Source organism: Streptomyces lincolnensis, assembly GCF_001685355.1.
Classification (GTDB): Bacteria; Actinomycetota; Actinomycetes; order Streptomycetales; family Streptomycetaceae; genus Streptomyces; species Streptomyces lincolnensis.
Window position 1 is genome coordinate 428,757 of the sequence record NZ_CP016438.1, and the last position, 16,662, is coordinate 445,418.

The window sequence follows — 16,662 nt, forward strand, 5'->3', positions numbered from 1 at the left end:
GGGATCGCGGCGGTTCCCGGCGTCCCGGCCGCGTCGAGCCGGCGGATCTCCTCGTCGCGCCCGGCGAAGTCCGGTACGGCCGGGGGAAGATCGCACAGGCCGTGCGGGGGGCGCCGGGTTCGGCGGGTTCGGCGGCGCCCGTCGCGCGCGGCGGTGAGCAGGCGGTCGGTGTCCTCCCGGGGCAGGCGGAGGGCGGTGGCGAGGGCCTGGACGGTGCGGGCCTGGGGTCCTCGGCTGCGGCCGCGTTCCATGTCGCCGATGGCGCGGTCGCTGACACCGGAGGCGAGGGCGAGTTCCTCCAGGGTCATCCCCGCCGCGTGTCTGTGGCCGCGCAGCAAGGGGCCCAGCGCGTCCGATTGCGGACCGACCACGACTGTCCGTTCCCTTCCCTGGCGACACCTCGATGTGTCGGAACAACGTGCCTGCTCAGGGGGGTATTCCGGAGGCCGGTCGGCGCCGGTGCGGACGCGGGGGTCCGGCCGGGGCCGACCAGCCCGTGCGCTGCGGGACCAACAGTGGTGCGCGCTGGGTCAATCGGTACCGGTCCGCCGGACCTAGCGTGTCGGGCGGCGGTCCGGAGCCCGTGCTCCGGGCCGCCTTCGCCGGTCACACCTCCGGCGTACCGCACACCGATTCAGGAGACGCCCATGTCCGATGCCGCCCCGCCGGTCAAGCCGGTACTGGAGCCCGCTGCGCAGGCGTTCGTCGAGGCGACGGCGAACCCGCCCTACCTCTTCGACCTGCCGCCCGCCGAGGGCCGCAAGGCCGTCGACGAGGTCCAGTCCGGTGCCATCGACAAGCCCGCCGTCGACGAGGAGTGGATCACCGTCCCCGGCGGCCCCACCGGCCAGGTCCGCACCCGCATCGTCCGCCCCGCAGGAGCCACCGGCACCCTCCCGGTCATCCTCTACCTGCACGGCGCCGGCTGGGTCTTCGGCAACGCCCACACCCACGACCGCCTCGTGCGCGAACTCGCCACCGGCGCCGGCGCCGCCGTGGTCTTCCCCGAATACGACCTCTCCCCCGAAGCCCGCTACCCGGTCGCCATCGAGCAGAACTACACCGTCGCCCGATGGATCACCACCCACGGCGCCTCGAAGAACCTGGACGCCTCCCGCCTCGCGGTCGCCGGGGACTCCGTCGGCGGCAACATGAGCGCAGCCCTGACCCTGATGGCCAAAGAGCGCGGCGACGTGTCGCTGGTTCAGCAGGTGCTGTTCTACCCGGTCACCGACGCGAACTTCGACACCGCCTCCTACCGCCAGTTCGCGACCGGCTACTTCCTGCGCCGCGACGGCATGCAGTGGTTCTGGGACCAGTACACCCGGAGCGAAGCGGACCGCGCCCGGATCACCGCCTCCCCGCTGCGCGCCACCACCGACCAGCTCACCGGCCTGCCCCCGGCCCTGATCATCACCGGCGAGGCCGACGTCCTGCGCGACGAGGGCGAGGCGTACGCCAACAAGCTCCGCCAGGCCGGCGTGGCCGTCACCGCCGTCCGCTACCAGGGCATCATCCACGACTTCGTCATGCTCAACGCCCTGCGCGAAACCCACGCCGCCCAGGCCGCCATCACCCAAGCCGTCACCACCCTGCGCACCGCACTCCACCCCGCCTGACACCTGCCTGAGCACCTGCCTGACATCCGAGGAGTACATCGACATGTCGACCCCTACGGTCGTTCTGGTCCACGGCGCATTCGCCGACGCCGGCAGCTGGGCCGGTGTCATCACCGAGCTCCAGAGCGACGGCATCGCGGTGATCGCCCCGCCCAACCCGCTGCGCGGCCTGGCCTCCGACTCCGCGTACGTGGCGTCCGTGGCCGCCCAGGTCGAGGGACCCGTCGTCCTGGTGGGCCACTCCTACGGCGGCGCCCTCATCACCGTGGCCGGCACGACGGAGAACGTCGTCGGTCTGGTCTACGTGGCCGCCTACGCCCTGGACGAGGGCGAGAGCCTCGGCGAGCTCCAGAACCGCTTCCCGCTCTCCCCGCTGGTCGGCAACCTCAAGGAGTGGACGTACCCCGTGGCGGGCGGGGACCCGGCCGTCGAGGTCACCATCGCCGAGGACGCCTTCCCGTCGGTGTTCGCCGCCGACGTCCCGGCGGACGTCACCCGGGTCCTCGCGGCGGCCCAACGCCCGCTGGCGGCCGCCGCGTTCGAGGAGACCGCCACCGCGGCCGCCTGGCGGACCAAGCCGTCCTGGGCCCTGGTGGCCGGCGCGGACAACGCGATCAACCCGGAGGTCGAGCGCTTCGGCGCCAAGCGGGCCGGGGCCACGGTCGTGGAGTTGGAGGGTGCCTCGCACGCCGTGGCCGTCTCCCGGCCGAAGGCGGTCGCCGACCTGATCCGGGACGCCGTACGCGCCACGAGCTGACGCGAAGACCGCCGCGTCCGGGGCCGGTGGCACCACGTCGTGATCCGCACGGCCTCGGTGTCCCCGGCCTTTCCGCTCACTCCCCCGAGCCGCAGCACCCGCCCGTCTCGCCTACCGCGGGAGCGGTGTCCAGGCGGCAGAAGCACGAGGCCTCGACGGGTACGTCGGCCAACGCGGTGGCCACGCGCAGCTGTTGGGCCACGATCTGTGCCTCCCCCGCCTTGCCCAGGCGGACGAGGCACTCGTGGAGGCCGTGCAGGGCCCAGACGTTGCCCGGGTGCTGGAGGGCTCGCGGGAGGGTGCCGTCGAGGCCGAGGTCGGCGCGGTAGACGGCCTCGGCGTCGGCGAGGCGGCCCTGTTCGAGGAGGAGGGCTCCGTAGGCGTGGCGGGTGGGTTGCATCCATCCCCAGGGCTCGTCGTAGGGGAGGTTGTCGTCCAGTGCGATCGACCGCTCCAGGGCGGCGAAGGCGGCCTCGAAGTCGCCCTTGCGGTAGTCCAGTTCGCCGTCGAGCATGGCGGAGGCGATCGCGAGGATGTCGGCGCACGTGTTGTTGAACAGCATGCGGGTCTCGGGCACGCGGGCGACCGCCTCGTGGAACAGACGGCGTTCGGCCTCCGCCTCGGCGACGCGGCCGGTGGCCGAGAGGGCGACGCCCCGGGCGTAGTGGAGCATCGCGGTCGTCACGGAGTACAGGTCCGGGTCGGTGGGCAGCGGCCGGGCCAGGATGTCGGCCCAGCGGCCGAAGCGGATCAGGACGTGGACCCGCATGGCGAGGAAGGCCTCCAGCCAGTCGGCCATGGGCGGGCTCTCGACCCGCAAGAGGTCCTCGGGGATGGATGCCTCCAGTTGCGCGGCCGTCTCCAGGGCGACCTGCGACTGGCCGAGGAACATCGCGCCGTAGATCTTGAAGTGGTAGTTGTGGCACCGGTAGAGCGTGTAGAAGTTCATCGTTCCGGACCGTGCGCGGACCTTCTCGTCGACGGCGACGGCGAGGCTGTTGTCGCTGACCACGCGCCGGTAGTCGCCGCAGAGGACCTCCAGGTGCGAGGGCATGTGGTGGAGGTGCCCGGCGTCGGGGACCAGGCCGCGCAGGCGGTCGGCGACGAGCAGGGCCGCCTCGGGGGTCGGGGACATCTCCATCAGGTGGATGTACAGGTGCAGTACGCCCGGGTGCGACCGCCCCGCCTCCTGGGCGAGCGCGCGGTCGAGGACGGCCTTGGCCTCCAGGGTGCGGGCGCCCTCGGCGGGCTCGCCGGTGCGCAGGTCCCACAGCTGCCAGGGGGTGAGGTTCATCAGGGCGTCGGCGTACAGGGTGGCGATGTCCGGGTCGTCCGGGGCCAGGGCGTGGACGGTGCGCATGCTCTCGGCGTAGGGCTCGTTCCACACCGAGCAGTCCTCGACGGGTTTGTCCTGCGGGTAGCGGGCGCGCAGTGCCTCGATGAGGGCGCGTTCCACGGGGGTGGCGCCGGCGGCTTTCTCGTGGGCCAGTTCGACGGCGGCGTGGGTGCGGTCGACGGCGGTGGCGAGTTCCCGTTCGTCGAAGAACTCCCAGGGCTTGTTGTAGTTCGGGCCCAGGGCGTAGGCGATGCCCCAGTGGGCCATGGCGCAGTCGGGATCGGCCGCGGCGGCGGCCTCGAAGCAGGCGACGGCCTCCTCGTGGTGGAAGGCGTACGTCCACGTCAGGCCCCGGTCGAACCAGAGCTGGGCCTCGGCGGACGTCGTCGTCACCGATCGGCCGTGGGGGCCGAGGTCGTAGTACTCCATGCGTCTCTCCTGCACGTGTGCGCCCGCTCGACGGATGATGTCCCGGTGCCGATTTTCCCCGAGTTGGACGGATCCACGTGGAAAATCGCCGTGTCGGTCAGGAACGCCGAAGTCCGAGGGCGAGCGTGTCCAGGTGGTCCGCGACGGGGCCGAGCGTGAGCAGGCCGCTGCCCGCGCCCGCGAGTTCGCCCGCGGCCGGGGCGAGCGCGGTGTGTGCCCGCCGCATGGTCGGGTGGTCGCCCACCTTGGTCGCGGTGTGCGCGAGCAGGCACCACAGGGCCTCGGCCAGGTGGTCGCGGGGCGGGGCCGGCACGGTGCGAAGCAGTTGTACGGCCTCCTCCTCACGTCCCTCGTGCGCGAGCAGCAGGGGACGCACCCATGGTTCGTACGGGCCCCAGTCGGTGTGCGGGTCGGCGGTGACGCTTACGCCGTGGCGCACGTGCAGGCACAGCAGGGCCAGCGGCAGCAGCCCGGACTCCAGGCCGGGCATGCCGGCGCCGGTCAGCGTGGTGGCGGCGGCACGGTAGGCCGATTCGGCGGCGGGCAGCGGCTCGGTCAGTGCCGTGCGCAGCGCGCGGTACCCGGTGGTGAAGACCGTCACCAGGGGCAGTTCGTGCCGTGCGGCCAGCGCGTCGGCGGCCTCGGCGTGGCGGTCGGCTCCGACAAGGTCGGCGCGTGCGCAGCGTGCCTGGAGGCGGATCAGGTGGCCCAGGACCTCGTGGGTCGCCAGGCTGTTGCGGGCGGCCAGGGACAGGATCTCGGCGCCGATCCGGTCCCGCCGGGCGGCCAGGCCGGTGTGTTCGAAAGCCTGCATGAAGCGGCCGTTGAGCGCGAAGACGAGCAGGGGCGCGTCACCGAGCCGGCGGGCGATCTCCTCGGCCTGCCGGGCGGCCCGCAGCGGCCGGGCGTCGGACGCGGGCCCCTCGGGGGGCAGGGCGCCGCGTGATTCCACGGCGATGGTGGCGAGCAGCCGGGCCCGGGCCGCGTCGTGTCTGCCGGGCGGCAGCAGGCCCAGGGTCCGTTCCGCCGCTCCCACCAGCCGCTCCGACTGGTGGACGTCGTCGGAGCGGGTCCACAGGGCGGGCACGTCGTGGACGCCGATGACACGGGCGGTCAGCTCCGGGTCGCCCAGTTGCTCGGCGGCCTCCACGGCGGCCAGCCGGTGGCGTCGGGCCGCTTCCAGGCCGCCGCCGCCGGTCACCGCCAGATCGCGCATCAGACCGGCCGTCGACTCCAGCCGGGCCCGGGCCCGCGAGGGCACGACGCTCTCGTACGCCGCGGTCGCCCGGGCCCAGACCTGCGCCGCCGAGTCGCCGAAGCCGGGATCGAGGTGGTGGGCGTGGCGCAGGACGTCCTCCTCCATACGGTTCAGCCGCGGGCCGGGGTCCACGCCCAGGTGCTCGCGCAGCAGCTGCCGGGCGCGTCGGAGAACCGCCAGCGCGTCGGTCTGCCGTCCGGAGCGGTACAGGGCCAGGGCGAGCAGCTGCCAGGCGTCCTCCCGCCAGGGGTGCTCCGCCACATGGGCGTCCAGGTCGGGCACCGCCTCCGCGGCCGCGCCGGACGCCATCCGGGCCTCGGCGCGGCGCTCGACGGCGGTCAGCCGGAGCTCCGCGAGCCGGGAGCGTTCCGCACGGGCCCAGGGTTCCTCGGCGACGTCGGCGTAGGCGGGGCCGCGCCACAGCTCCAGGGCGGAGCCCAGGCCGTCCACCGCCTCGGTGGGCGGGACGTGTGCGAGCGAGCCGACGAGGCGCTCGAAACGCCAGGCGTCGACGCTGTCGTGGTCGGCGCGCAGGGCGTAACCGGGGCCTTCGGTGACCAGCAGCCGGGCCGGTGCCCGCGGGGGCCGTTCGGGTTCCAGGGAGCGCCGCAGCCCCGCGACGAAGGTCCGCACGGCGCTCACCGCGTCCGCCGGGGGCTCCTCCCACAGGTCCGCCACCAGCCGGGCGACCGGTACGACCCGGCGCCGGGCCACCAGGAGGCGGGCCAGCACGGCGCGGTGCCGGGGGCCCTTCAGGGCCAGAGGCGCGCCCGTGTCGTCCCAGGCGGCCACGGGGCCCAGCACCCCGAACTCCACTCGCACGCCGTTCGTCGCCCTTCCTCACCGCTTGCCGTCGGCTCAACGTACACGCGTTCATCCGCTGCTCATCGGCGCCTCGGAGGCTGAGGGCACCGCACTCCGGACCGAACGAAAGGAGCCGAACCGTGGAACCGACCGTCCCGGGATTCGAGTACCACCGTGTGGAGGGCGCCGGGGGCGTCGCCCTCAATGTGGCCGTGGGAGGCCGGGGCACGCCCGTGGTCCTGCTGCACGGCTTCCCGCAGACCCACCTGATGTGGCGGCACGTCGCCGCGGACCTGGCGGCGGACCACACCGTCATCTGTCCCGACCTGCGCGGATACGGCGACAGCGACAAGCCGCGGGAGGACGGTCCCGACACCTACGCGAAGCGGACCATGGCCGCCGACGTCGTCGCCGTGGCCCGGCGGCTGGGCCACGAGCGGTTCGCGCTGGCCGGGCACGACCGCGGTGCCCTGGTGGCCTTCCGGGCGGGCCTCGACCATCCGGCCGCGATCAGCCACCTGGCCTGTCTGGACGTCCTGCCGACCCTGGACATGTGGGAGGCGTTGCGCGGGGCCGCGGCCGCCGTCGGCTTCCACCTCTACCTCATGGCCCAGCCGCCCGGCCTGCCCGAACAGATGATCACCGCGAGTCCGGACGTCTTCTTCGGGCACTTCCTGGACCTGTGGGCCCAGGCTCCCGACGCCATCCCCTCCGACGTCCGGGCGGCCTATCTGCGCGCCTGCCGCGGGGCGGTGCCGTCGATCGTCGCCGACTACCGGGCCTCGGCGGGCATCGACGTCGCGCACGACACGGCCGACCGCGCCGCCGGGAGGCGGCTCACCATGCCGGTGGCGGTGCTCCAGCAGGACTGGGGCGCGGCCCTCGGCTTCGACGCCGCCGCCCTGTGGGAGGCGTGGGCGTCGGACCTGCGGCACTCGACCGTGCCGTACGGGCACTTCATGGCGGAGGAGGCGCCGACGGACGTCGCCAAGGCGCTGCGTGAACTGATCGCGCGCTAGGTCGTCTCGCTCCAGCACGTGCCGAAGGCCCGGCCGAGTCTCATCGGTGGCCGGGCCTTCGGGGCGGAGCGGTGTCAGTTGCCGTCGAGTCGTGCCCGCAGGAGCTTCTTGCCCAGTGCGGCGCCCTTGCGGCTGTCGGCCTGGGCCTTGCGGAACAGGTCGGCGACCTCGGTGTCCTTCTCGCGGTCGGCGTCCTGGATGTAGCTCTCCAGGCGCAGCGCGTTGTTCAGGCACGCCTCGACATACCAGATCAGGTTGTAGTCCTTGTCCGGCGTTCCGGTCACGCCGCCGGTCTCCGTGCTGCTGGTCATTCCGGCCTCCTCCAGCGCTTGTCGTTCCGGAGCCGGACGAGTACCCGTCCGACCGGGGACGGAACACCCCGGAAGGCCGCGCGTCCCGGGCGGTCCGCCACGACGGCCGCGCCGATGGCGGGCATGCGTCGCGGGGACGCGACCGGTCCCCCGTTCCGGTCGTGCCCCCGCGGTGCGTAGAACTTACGTCTTAAAACGAACCGTTGGGAATCGTGTCGGTGCCCGCTGCGCCCGTGTGAGGGCTCACCCGTGCACAGGTGCGTCCGGATGGTCCGGTTTCGCCGGGCCGAGGGCGGGTGGCTGGAGATCGCCTACGGCGAGATGGGCGAGGACGACCTCGTAGAGGTCGCTGCCGGCGGCCAGAAGTTGCCGTTCGAGTACGGGTTCCGCGCTGCGGACGTGCTCGCGGACGGTCTGGGCGTGCATGCCGAGGATCTGCGCGGTCCGTTCGGAGTTGCCGCCGGCGGCGATCCAGGTGCGCAGTGTCCGGCGCAGGTCGCGGGTGTCCGCGTCCAGCCGCGCCAGCAGCTCGTGCGCCCAGCTCTGCACCGCGGGCCCGGCCATCAGGTCGCCGAGCAGGACCCGGGGCGTCTCTTCCCAGGTGCCCTCGGCCGCTGTTCCGTCGAGGCCGACCTGGTGGTTCAGGGCCAGGTGGGCGACGGCGCGGACGGTGAGGTCGGAGAAGTCGGTGCGCAGCAGGCCCTCGACGCGTTCCATGCGGGCCCGCACGGTGTTGCGGCTGACGCCGAGGACCTTCGCCGCGCTGACGGCGGTGAACTCCAGCCCCAGCCGTGTGGTGGCGAGGAGTTCGGCCCGCGTGTGGTGGGCCAGGGTGTCGAGCGGCCGCAGGGCGCGGGCGGTCCACTCGCGCAGCGCGACCGGGTCCATCAGGCGTTCGGGGTGGGTGCGTTCGGCGTACACCGCGGCCTTGTCCGGCCGGAAGTGCGCGACCGCCAGGGCGCTGACGGCCTGTCCGTAGGCGGTGGCGGTCCGCGCCAGGCTCTGGCGGCTGCTGCCCCCGACGAACATGCCCGGCTGCCGGCCGACCAGCGTCCGCAGGGCCTGCCCCTCGGCCTCGCCGGGCGCAACGACGATCACATGCTCGTCCACGGCGGGGCAGCGCACTACCAGGGCCTGTTCCGCCGTCATGTCGAGGCAGTCCTCGACGAGCCGGTCGCGTTGGCCGGCCTCGCACTCCAGGACGTAGACGCAGGCCGTGTCGGTGTCGAGCAGCCCGGGCCACAGCCCCGCGGCGACGCGCCGCGCCGACACGGTGTCCTCCACCATGAGCAGTTGCAGGATCGCCAGCCGCAGATCGGACGCCGCCCGCCGCAGGCGGTCCCCGGTGGCGGTCGTCTCGCCCGCCTGGAGCAGCACCTCGACGATCTGGGCGGTGTGCAGGACGATCTCGGAGGCGCGACGGTCCAGCGGTGTCGGGCGGGACACGGCGAGGACACAGGCCGCGGCCGGCTGCGGGCGCTCCACCCGGACCAGGCGCAGGCACCGCTCCTCGTCCTCCCAGGAGGCGGAGGCGATACGGCCCGTCACAAGGTCCGCGAACAGGTCCTCGGCCATGGTGATCCGGGTGCCGGCGATCAGGGCGCCGGTCTCGTCCTGGAGGGAGACCGTCCCGCGCACGGTGCCGGCGAGCCAGGCGACGACCCGGCCGACGTCACGCCCGGTCGGCCGCAGATGGTCGAGCAGTTCCCACGCCCACGCTCTGTCGGCGGTGGTCGCCGCGGTGCTCTCCCCCTCCGTACGACGGAACCCGTCCTTTCGGCCAGACATCTCGGCCTTCTCCTCGCCCCTCGCTCATGCGTACCACTCGGGGACGTTACCTCACGCCCGCGGGCCGGGCGCCCGGCCCGCACCCTCGCTCCCGTCGCGGACGCGGACGTGCCGGTGACCGTCGCGCGGGAAGGCGGGCGGGGCTGCGGGCATGACCTCGGCGAAGAGGTACCCGCACTTGTCGGCGACCCGGCAGGAGGCCGTGTTGTCGATCCGGTGCATCAGGTCGAGACGGGGCACTTCGTCCGCCGTGAAGGCGGTGAAGGCCCAGTCCGTCAGCGCCTGGAGCGCCCGGGGAGCCACGCCCCGGCCGCGTGCGTGCGCGGCGGTCCAGTAGCCGACCTCGGCACTCCCCGCCTCCGGTTTGAGAACGGCATGCCCGACCAAGGTGCCGCCCGGCGCCCGCCCGTCCTCCTCGACCACCGCGAACGCGTACCGCTGCCCCGCCTCCCAGCCCTGTTGCTGCCCGCGCACCCAGCGCACGGCAGCCGGCTCGTCCTGCGGCCCGGGACTCGTCCATCGGCGCAGGGCGTCGTCGTCCCGGTACACGGCCACCAACGCGGGCGCGTCCGCCTCCCGCCACGGCCGCAGCGCGAGGGCGGGCGCGGTCGCGGTGGCGGGGGCTTCCAGTCGTACGGCTGGAATGTCCATGATCTTCACCGGCACAGGGTAGGTGGCGGCGCCCCTCTCCTGTGCTGTCATCCGGCGATCCGTGCGCGCAGGGCGGTGACCGTCCAGTCGAGCATCGGTGCCCGGCGGCGGGGTGGGGGCCAGCCGTTGACGACGGCGAGCAGGTCGAAGTACCGGTCCGTGCGCGGGGCGTTGGCGTCCTCCAGGCGCCGCACCAGGTGGCGGCGGAGGTCGCCGTCGTCCGGGCGGCCGAGAGCGCGGGCGCAGTCCGCGGTGAGGGCGGCGACCACGGGGTCGGCCTGCCGCGATCGCGGCGGGATCTTCGAGGCCACGGCGTCCTCCGTCCGGTCGTGGGCGAGGGCCACCACATCGGGGCGCGGGGGGCCGGGAGGGCCGGGTTGCGGGTGGTCCGCGTGGCTGGCGGCCATGCGGCGCACACCGGAGCGGAAGTCCGGGTCGAGGGTGAGCTCGGCCAGCTCCACCCACGCCTCGATCTGTTCCTCCGAGGGGCTGTCCGGGAGGTCGGGGGTCATCGAGCAGCGGATCGCCTCGCGGCCGGGCACGTCACCGAGCACCGCGTCGAGGAACTCGCCGACGAGGTGGGCGCGTTCCGCCGCGGACAGCCGGGCCAGGTCATGCATGCGTCGTGTCTCCTCGGGGGTGGGGCCGCGCCGGGCCACGGCGGTGAGGACGGAGCGGCGCAGGCGCAGGATGCGGATCTGTGCCTCCAGCGCGGCGGCGTGCCCGGCCGCGACCTCACCGAGCGTCAACTCCCGGTCCACGACCTGCCGGATCGCGTCGAGGCCGAGACCCAGCTCGCGCAACGTCCGTACGAAGGCCAGCCGGGCCACCGCGTCCGGGCCGTAGCGGCGATATCCGGCGGAGGTGCGTGCGGCCGGTGCGACGATGCCGCGGTCCGAGTAGAGGCGGACGGTCTTCACCGTCAGCCCGGTGCGCCTGGCCAGTTCGCCGATGGAGCAGAGTGTGTCGCCGTCGTCCATGCCCCCACCTTGATGTCTCCCCCTGCGGGAGACTCAAGTGTCCGTCCTGCCGGCGGTCCGGGCCGCCGCCCCGGTGCCCGTGCCGGCCGCGCGGGCCCTGCGCGCCGCCGCCCCGCCCACGGCATAAGCTCGGCGGATGGCGAAGTACTTCGACGTGCACCCCGACAACCCCCAGCCGCGCACCATCTCCCAGGTCGCCGAGAGCGTCCGTTCGGGGGCTCTGATCGCGTATCCGACGGACTCCTGCTACGCGCTCGGCTGCCGGCTGGGCAGCCGTGACGGTATCGATCGGATCCGGACGATCCGGAAGCTGGACGACCGGCACCACTTCACGCTGGTCTGCCAGGACTTCGCGCAGCTCGGCCAGTTCGTCCGGGTCGACAACGACGTGTTCCGGGCGATCAAGGCGTCGACGCCGGGCAGTTACACGTTCATCCTGCCGGCGACGAAGGAGGTGCCGCGCATGCTCCAGCATCCCAGGAAGAAGACCGTGGGCGTGCGCATCCCCGACCATGTCGTCACCCAGGCGCTGCTCGCCGAGCTCGGTGAGCCGCTGCTGTCCAGCACGCTGCTCCTGCCGGACGAGGAGGAGCCGATGACACAGGGCTGGGAGATCAAGGACCGGCTCGACCACGTGCTGGACGGGGTGGTCGACTCCGGGGACTGCGGCACCGAGCCGACGACGGTCATCGACTTCTCCGGCGGCGAGGCCGAGATCGTGCGGCGCGGAGCGGGTGACGTCTCCCGGTTCGAGTAATCCGCAGGTCAAACGGAGGGGGCCTGTCACGCCACGGTGGATGGTGCCTGCAAGCATGTCGCCGGTGGCCCGGTCCCGCCGGGCCGCGACCTGCTCGTGGCCACTGCGCAGAGAGGCGATGCCATGACCTCCGTACAGACGACAACCGTGGACATACCGACCGAGGACGGCGTCGCCGACGCCTATGTGGCGCACCCCGGCGACGGGAGCCCGCACCCGGCGGTCCTGCTGTACATGGACGCGTTCGGTCTGCGCCCGCAGCTGCGGTCCATGGCCGACCGGCTGGCCGAGGCCGGATACACCGTGCTGGTGCCCAACGTCTTCTACCGTCACGGCCGGGCACCGCTGTTCGACCTGCCGGAGTTCATCGACCCCGGAGCGCGTCCGGAGATCTTCGAACGGATCGGCCCCGTCATGCAGGCGCTGACCCCGGAACTGGCGATGCGGGACGCGGAAGCGTATCTGCGGTGGCTGGCCGACTCCCCGGTGGCCGCGGACGGTCCGGTCGCGCTCACCGGTTACTGCATGGGCGCGCGGCTCGCCCTGTTGACCGCCGGCACCTACCCGGAGCGGGTCGCGGCCGCGGCCGGGTTCCACGGCGGGCGGCTGGCGACCGACGCCCCGGACAGCCCGCACCTGGTGGCCGGCAAGGTCACCGCCGAACTGTACTTCGGGCACGCCGACGAGGACCCGTCCCTGCCCGCCGAGCAGATCGACCGCCTGGAGCAGGCACTCACCGCCGCCGGTGTCCGCCACACCTGCGAGGTCTACTCCGGCGCGCACCACGGCTACACCCAGGCCGACACCGCCTCCTACGACCGCGAGGGCGACGAGCGGCACTGGGCCGCCCTGCTGGACCTGCTGAAGCGCACGTTCTGACCGGTTCGCCAGGCCCGCCCCGTGGCACGTGCATACCGCACGCGTCCTCGGGGCGGGCCGTTTTTTGAACAGTCGTCAATATCTGGCCGGAACTCATTCCTGTGTGACCGAAGTGAATCCCTGCGACTTCAGAGTTCGTCTCTTACCGCCGGTAGGGCCTTGCTTTACGCGGCCTTGACCCGTAGACCTGCCCCCACAAACAGCCGTGACTCGGGGGGAGTTCGCGTATGGAAGGCACGGTGGACGGGTTCCGCTACGGGGTGGTGACACCCGTGGCGGCCTATCTCATGGCGTGCCTGGGAGGGGCTCTGGGGTTGCGCTGCATCGTCCGGACCCTGCTGGACACGCAGTCCTGGAAGGCCGGATGGCTGGCGCTGGGCGCCGCCTCGATCGGCTGCGGCATCTGGACCATGCACTTCATCGCCATGATCGGCTTCCAGGTCGAGGAGACCAGGGTCCGGTACGACGCGAGCCTGACGGTGCTGAGTCTCGCCGTGGCGATCGTGGTGGTGGGCATCGGCGTGTTCATCGTGGGCTATCGCGGGGCGAGCAGGGGCACGCTGATCCTGGCGGGCGTCATCACCGGCCTCGGTGTCGCCGCCATGCACTACCTCGGCATGGCGGCCATGCACCTCAACGGCGAGATCAACTACTCCCCGGGGGTCGTCGCGCTCTCGGTGCTGATCGCGATCGTCGCCGCGACCGCGGCTCTGTGGGCGGCCGTGTCGATCCGGGGGTTCCTGACGAGTCTCGGGGCCAGCCTGATCATGGGTGTGGCCGTGTCCGGGATGCACTACACCGCGATGGCCGCCGTCAGCGTCCACGTCCACAACAAGGGCGGCGGGACCTGGGCGGGCGACTCGCCCACCTCGCTGTTGCTGCCCATGCTGCTGGGGCCGATCATCTTCCTCGTCCTGGCGGGCGTGGTCGTGATGTTCGACCCGCTACTGGTCCTGGGCGACGGCGACTGGACCCGCGGCGAACCACGCCGGAACGCAGCCGCGGAGGCCGCGCCCGACACACCCGCCACCCTCTTCGGCACCCCCGCCCCGACCGACTCCACCCGCGCCGAACCGACCGGACCGCCACGGCACAACGCCACGGCGGGCCACGCCCGCGCCTCCCAGGACCCGAGGTGGGCCTCGGCCCGCTCCCGGGAGGGGTGAGGCGCCGGGGCGGGGAGCGGCGAGCCGGTCGGGTCGGTGCGCCTCCCAGAGGAGCGGTGACCCGTCGGTCGGGCCGGCCACGCACGAGAGCGCCGGGCTTGCACGCCCCAGAGGCTGCGAGCCTCCGACCGGGAGCGGTGAACCGGTCGACTCCGAGCACCTCCCACGGAAGCGGTGCCCCGTCGATCAGGCGGGCCGCGCGCGAGAGCTGCGGGCCTGCGCGCTCCCAGGGGCGGCAAGCCTCCGGCCGGAAGCGGCCCGGCCGGGAACGGTCAGCCGGTCGACTCGGAGCACCTCCCACGGAAGTGATGCCCCGTCGGTCGGGCGGGCCGCACGCGGGAGTAGCAGGCACGCCGCCAGTCGGGCTCGGGGCTGCCCGGCACGCGGTGCGGTCCGGTCTCGTCCGGTGGAGGCGTGCCGTCAGTTGGGAGCGCCGGGTGGGATGCGGGGCAGGGGGTCGAGGCGTACCGACCCCGGGTCGGTGAGGTGGCGGCCGATCAGGTCGGCGGCCGCGCGCCGCCGCTCGTCGTCGGCCACCCGCAGTTCCGCCGCGAGATGGTGCAGGGCGGCCCGCAGCGGGTCACGGACCGATGCGCGCAGCGCGTCGTCGTCCAGGACGGTGAGCAGGTGGTTCAGGAGCGTCCAGTCGGCCGTGTGCTGGACCGCCGCCCCGCCGGGCAGGTCCGGCGGCACCTTGTCGACCCGCCCCCAGGTGGCGGCCAGCAGCGCGTCCACCACGTCGGTGACGCCGGGCCGGTCCGGATCGACGGCGTGCTGCCAGGCGACCCGGGTCAACCGGGCGGGCTCCAGCAGCTGTTCGGTGACCAGGGTGACGGCGGCCCGTACCGCCTCGAACGGGTCGAAGACCTGACCTGCGTCGGTGTCCAGGTACTGCTCGGTGCGCGTGTACCGGATCGCGGGCGGGGTGAGGGTGCTCAACACCGCGTCGGGCAGGGCGAGTCGCTCGGCACGCAGAAGATCGGCGAGCTGGGTGAGGGCCTCGTGCTGGGCGTCCGCCCGGACGGGCCGAGTGCCGGGCTCGATGGTCTCCCCACCAGGACGTGCGTCAGGGCCAGCGCCCCTTTCCCCGGACTCCACAGTCCCCACGCCCGAACCGATCCCGGGCTCTTCCGCCGCCCCCGACTCCCCCGCCAGCCCGTACCCGTAGCGCACACCTCCCACCAGCCGCGCCGCCGCCGCCACCTCATGACGGTGCAGGAGGTGCAACAGCGTGGCGCGCTCCTCCAGTTCGCCGGTCTGCCGGTCGGGGGGAAGGACGCCCCGGGAGAAGCCGTGCAGGGCGATGTCGCGCACACGCAGCATCGTCGCCAGTGCGGTGGGGGCGTCGCCGCCCGTCACCCACGGGACGGCGTCGGCGTGCGCGGCCCCGGGCCCGCTCGCGTCGGCGTCGGCGACGTGGATCAGGCCCGCCTCGGCGGCTTCCCGGCGCAGTGCGGCGAGCTCGGGCTCCTCGTCGCCGTCGGTGAACCGGCCGTAGGCGTGGGCGACGAGGACGTGGTCCCAGGGACCGAGGCCCCTCTCGTACGGGGCGGAGAGGTCGAGGCCGCCGTCCTCGGTGACGCCGATACGGGCGTGGGGATAGTCCATGACGGACGGCCGCGGATGCCGGGTACTGGCGAAGTTGTGCATGAAGCCGAGCGCGTGCCCGATCTCGTGCGCGGCGAGCTGCCGCAGCCTGGCGAGCACCAACTCCTCGACGGCGGCGAGCCGTTCGGCCTCGTCCGGGCGGCCGTAGGGCGCCAGGAGGGCCTCGCCGAGGGCGCGGACCTGTTCGACGCGCTGGGAGCCGAGCCGTACCCGGGCATGCAGGATCTCGCCGGTGCGCGGGTCGGTCAGACCCTGCCCGAGAGACCAGCCGCGGCCCGCCCGGTGCACCCAGACCACGCCGTTGACCTCGGGGTCGTAGGGGTCGAAGTCCGCGCCGCCGGTCTCGACGCGGTAGGCGTCGGGGAGGCCGATCCGGGTGAAGGCCTCGCGCCACCAGTTGCCGCCCTCGACGACCGCCGAGCGGAAGGGCTCGGGGACGGCGGGGTCGACCTGGAACACGATCGGCGCCGCTCCCGGACCGACGCGGAAGCGGGGCTGGAGCTTGACCTGGGTGTCCCGGACGCCGACGTGCGCATGGTCGGCGTAGCCGATGCCGTAGCCGCCTGCAGCGGGGTGGAAGCGACGCACGGGCATGGGGGAGGCGGGCAGCCGGATCAGGTTCAGCTGCTGGACCACGGTGAGCGCGCGCGGATCGGCGGCGACCGCCCGGACCGCCGCCCCGCGTCCGGGACCCCGGAAGGTGACGAGCGCCGAGAGGCGCACGCTCTCGGGGCCGGTGCGGCTGTCGGCGACGAGGGGCAGGCTGGTGCGTTCGTCCAGGGTGTAGTCGCCCTGACCGTGTTCGTGGAGGTGCTCGGCGACCTGGTCGTGGTCGGCCACGACCAGCCCGGTGGCGTCGACGACCACGGCGCCGTGCTCCTCCAGCAGCACCGGCCCGCTCCACACCACGGACAGGGCGAAGGACTCCCGCCCCGCCCGGACCGCGGCCGCGTCTCCGGAAGTCAGGAAGTGCTTGTTGCGGACGACGAGCAGGACCCGGTCCCCGGCCCGGCGGAACTCCGCGAGCCGGGCCTTGCCCGCCCTGCCCCGGTCCAGCCACAGCTCGCTCGAACCGAGACCCTGGGAGAGGGAGACGGTCAGGAGGAACGGCTCGTCGAAGTGGCGGATGCCCAACAGCAGCCGGTCACCGGGGCGTTCGGTGTCGGTGGGCAAGTCGAGGAAGTCGGGCATGCGGGGCCTTTCGGGAGACGCGGTGCTGGAGCGATGGTGTCAGGCCGCAAGGCCCGCCCGGGGGGACTCCCCCCTCCCGGCCGGTTCTAGATCGTTGTTACGGTTCACC

The 16,662-nt window shown here is 73.4% G+C and carries 13 protein-coding genes and 1 pseudogene; 6 read left to right on the top strand and 8 right to left on the bottom strand.

Annotated features, from left to right (window positions below):
* Nucleotides 1-170: 170 nt before the first annotated feature.
* Nucleotides 171-371 (bottom strand): annotated as a pseudogene (locus tag SLINC_RS50620) (helix-turn-helix domain-containing protein); the annotation flags it as partial.
* A gap of 276 nt (nucleotides 372-647) precedes the next feature.
* Here SLINC_RS50620 and SLINC_RS01950 point away from each other — a divergent pair.
* Nucleotides 648-1,619, top strand: coding sequence for an alpha/beta hydrolase (locus tag SLINC_RS01950; protein ID WP_067425921.1), 972 nt, complete (start codon nucleotides 648-650; stop codon nucleotides 1,617-1,619).
* A 43-nt stretch (nucleotides 1,620-1,662) separates the two neighbouring features.
* A complete protein-coding gene (locus SLINC_RS01955; protein WP_067425924.1) occupies nucleotides 1,663-2,376 on the top strand; it encodes an alpha/beta fold hydrolase in 714 nt (237 codons plus the stop codon).
* 76 nt (nucleotides 2,377-2,452) lie between these two features.
* Here the strand turns inward: SLINC_RS01955 and SLINC_RS01960 are convergent, their stop codons facing one another.
* The gene (locus SLINC_RS01960; protein ID WP_067425927.1) at nucleotides 2,453-4,141 is read right to left on the bottom strand and encodes a tetratricopeptide repeat protein; all 1,689 of its coding nucleotides are present in this window, start codon (nucleotides 4,139-4,141) and stop codon (nucleotides 2,453-2,455) included.
* A 97-nt stretch (nucleotides 4,142-4,238) separates the two neighbouring features.
* Nucleotides 4,239-6,221 (bottom strand): AfsR/SARP family transcriptional regulator, encoded by a 1,983-nt coding sequence (locus SLINC_RS01965; protein WP_067425930.1) that lies wholly within the window; start codon nucleotides 6,219-6,221, stop codon nucleotides 4,239-4,241.
* 122 nt (nucleotides 6,222-6,343) lie between these two features.
* Between SLINC_RS01965 and SLINC_RS01970 the strand changes: the two genes are divergently transcribed.
* Nucleotides 6,344-7,222 (top strand): alpha/beta fold hydrolase, encoded by an 879-nt coding sequence (locus tag SLINC_RS01970; RefSeq protein WP_067425933.1) that lies wholly within the window; start codon nucleotides 6,344-6,346, stop codon nucleotides 7,220-7,222.
* 74 nt (nucleotides 7,223-7,296) lie between these two features.
* On the opposite strand, the gene SLINC_RS01975 is transcribed toward SLINC_RS01970, so the two are convergent.
* The 4 genes from SLINC_RS01975 to SLINC_RS01990 all read right to left on the bottom strand — a co-directional run bounded on the left by SLINC_RS01975 (nucleotide 7,297) and on the right by SLINC_RS01990 (nucleotide 10,952).
* Complete coding sequence (locus SLINC_RS01975) at nucleotides 7,297-7,533, bottom strand: hypothetical protein (RefSeq protein ID WP_067425936.1); 237 nt, start codon at nucleotides 7,531-7,533, stop codon at nucleotides 7,297-7,299.
* 243 nt (nucleotides 7,534-7,776) lie between these two features.
* Nucleotides 7,777-9,321: a helix-turn-helix domain-containing protein gene (locus SLINC_RS01980; RefSeq protein ID WP_067425939.1), complete on the bottom strand. Its 1,545-nt coding sequence runs from the start codon at nucleotides 9,319-9,321 to the stop codon at nucleotides 7,777-7,779.
* Nucleotides 9,322-9,372: 51 nt separating this feature from the next.
* Nucleotides 9,373-9,972 (bottom strand): GNAT family N-acetyltransferase, encoded by a 600-nt coding sequence (locus SLINC_RS01985; protein WP_067444817.1) that lies wholly within the window; start codon nucleotides 9,970-9,972, stop codon nucleotides 9,373-9,375.
* Nucleotides 9,973-10,019: 47 nt separating this feature from the next.
* Nucleotides 10,020-10,952 carry a MerR family transcriptional regulator gene (locus tag SLINC_RS01990; RefSeq protein ID WP_067425942.1) on the bottom strand — a complete coding sequence of 311 codons (933 nt, stop codon included), beginning with the start codon at nucleotides 10,950-10,952 and terminating at the stop codon, nucleotides 10,020-10,022.
* A gap of 136 nt (nucleotides 10,953-11,088) precedes the next feature.
* Here SLINC_RS01990 and SLINC_RS01995 point away from each other — a divergent pair, with 136 nt between their 5' ends.
* The 3 genes from SLINC_RS01995 to SLINC_RS02005 all read left to right on the top strand — a co-directional run bounded on the left by SLINC_RS01995 (nucleotide 11,089) and on the right by SLINC_RS02005 (nucleotide 13,754).
* A complete protein-coding gene (locus SLINC_RS01995; protein WP_067425945.1) occupies nucleotides 11,089-11,709 on the top strand; it encodes an L-threonylcarbamoyladenylate synthase in 621 nt (206 codons plus the stop codon).
* A gap of 123 nt (nucleotides 11,710-11,832) precedes the next feature.
* A complete protein-coding gene (locus SLINC_RS02000) occupies nucleotides 11,833-12,588 on the top strand; it encodes a dienelactone hydrolase family protein (protein ID WP_067425948.1) in 756 nt (251 codons plus the stop codon).
* Between the two features lie 227 nt (nucleotides 12,589-12,815).
* Nucleotides 12,816-13,754 carry an MHYT domain-containing protein gene (locus SLINC_RS02005; protein WP_107406537.1) on the top strand — a complete coding sequence of 313 codons (939 nt, stop codon included), beginning with the start codon at nucleotides 12,816-12,818 and terminating at the stop codon, nucleotides 13,752-13,754.
* Between the two features lie 420 nt (nucleotides 13,755-14,174).
* On the opposite strand, the gene SLINC_RS02010 is transcribed toward SLINC_RS02005, so the two are convergent.
* Nucleotides 14,175-16,553, bottom strand: a complete 2,379-nt coding sequence (locus tag SLINC_RS02010; RefSeq protein ID WP_067425951.1) for a zinc-dependent metalloprotease — start codon at nucleotides 16,551-16,553, stop codon at nucleotides 14,175-14,177.
* Nucleotides 16,554-16,662 lie beyond the last annotated feature (109 nt).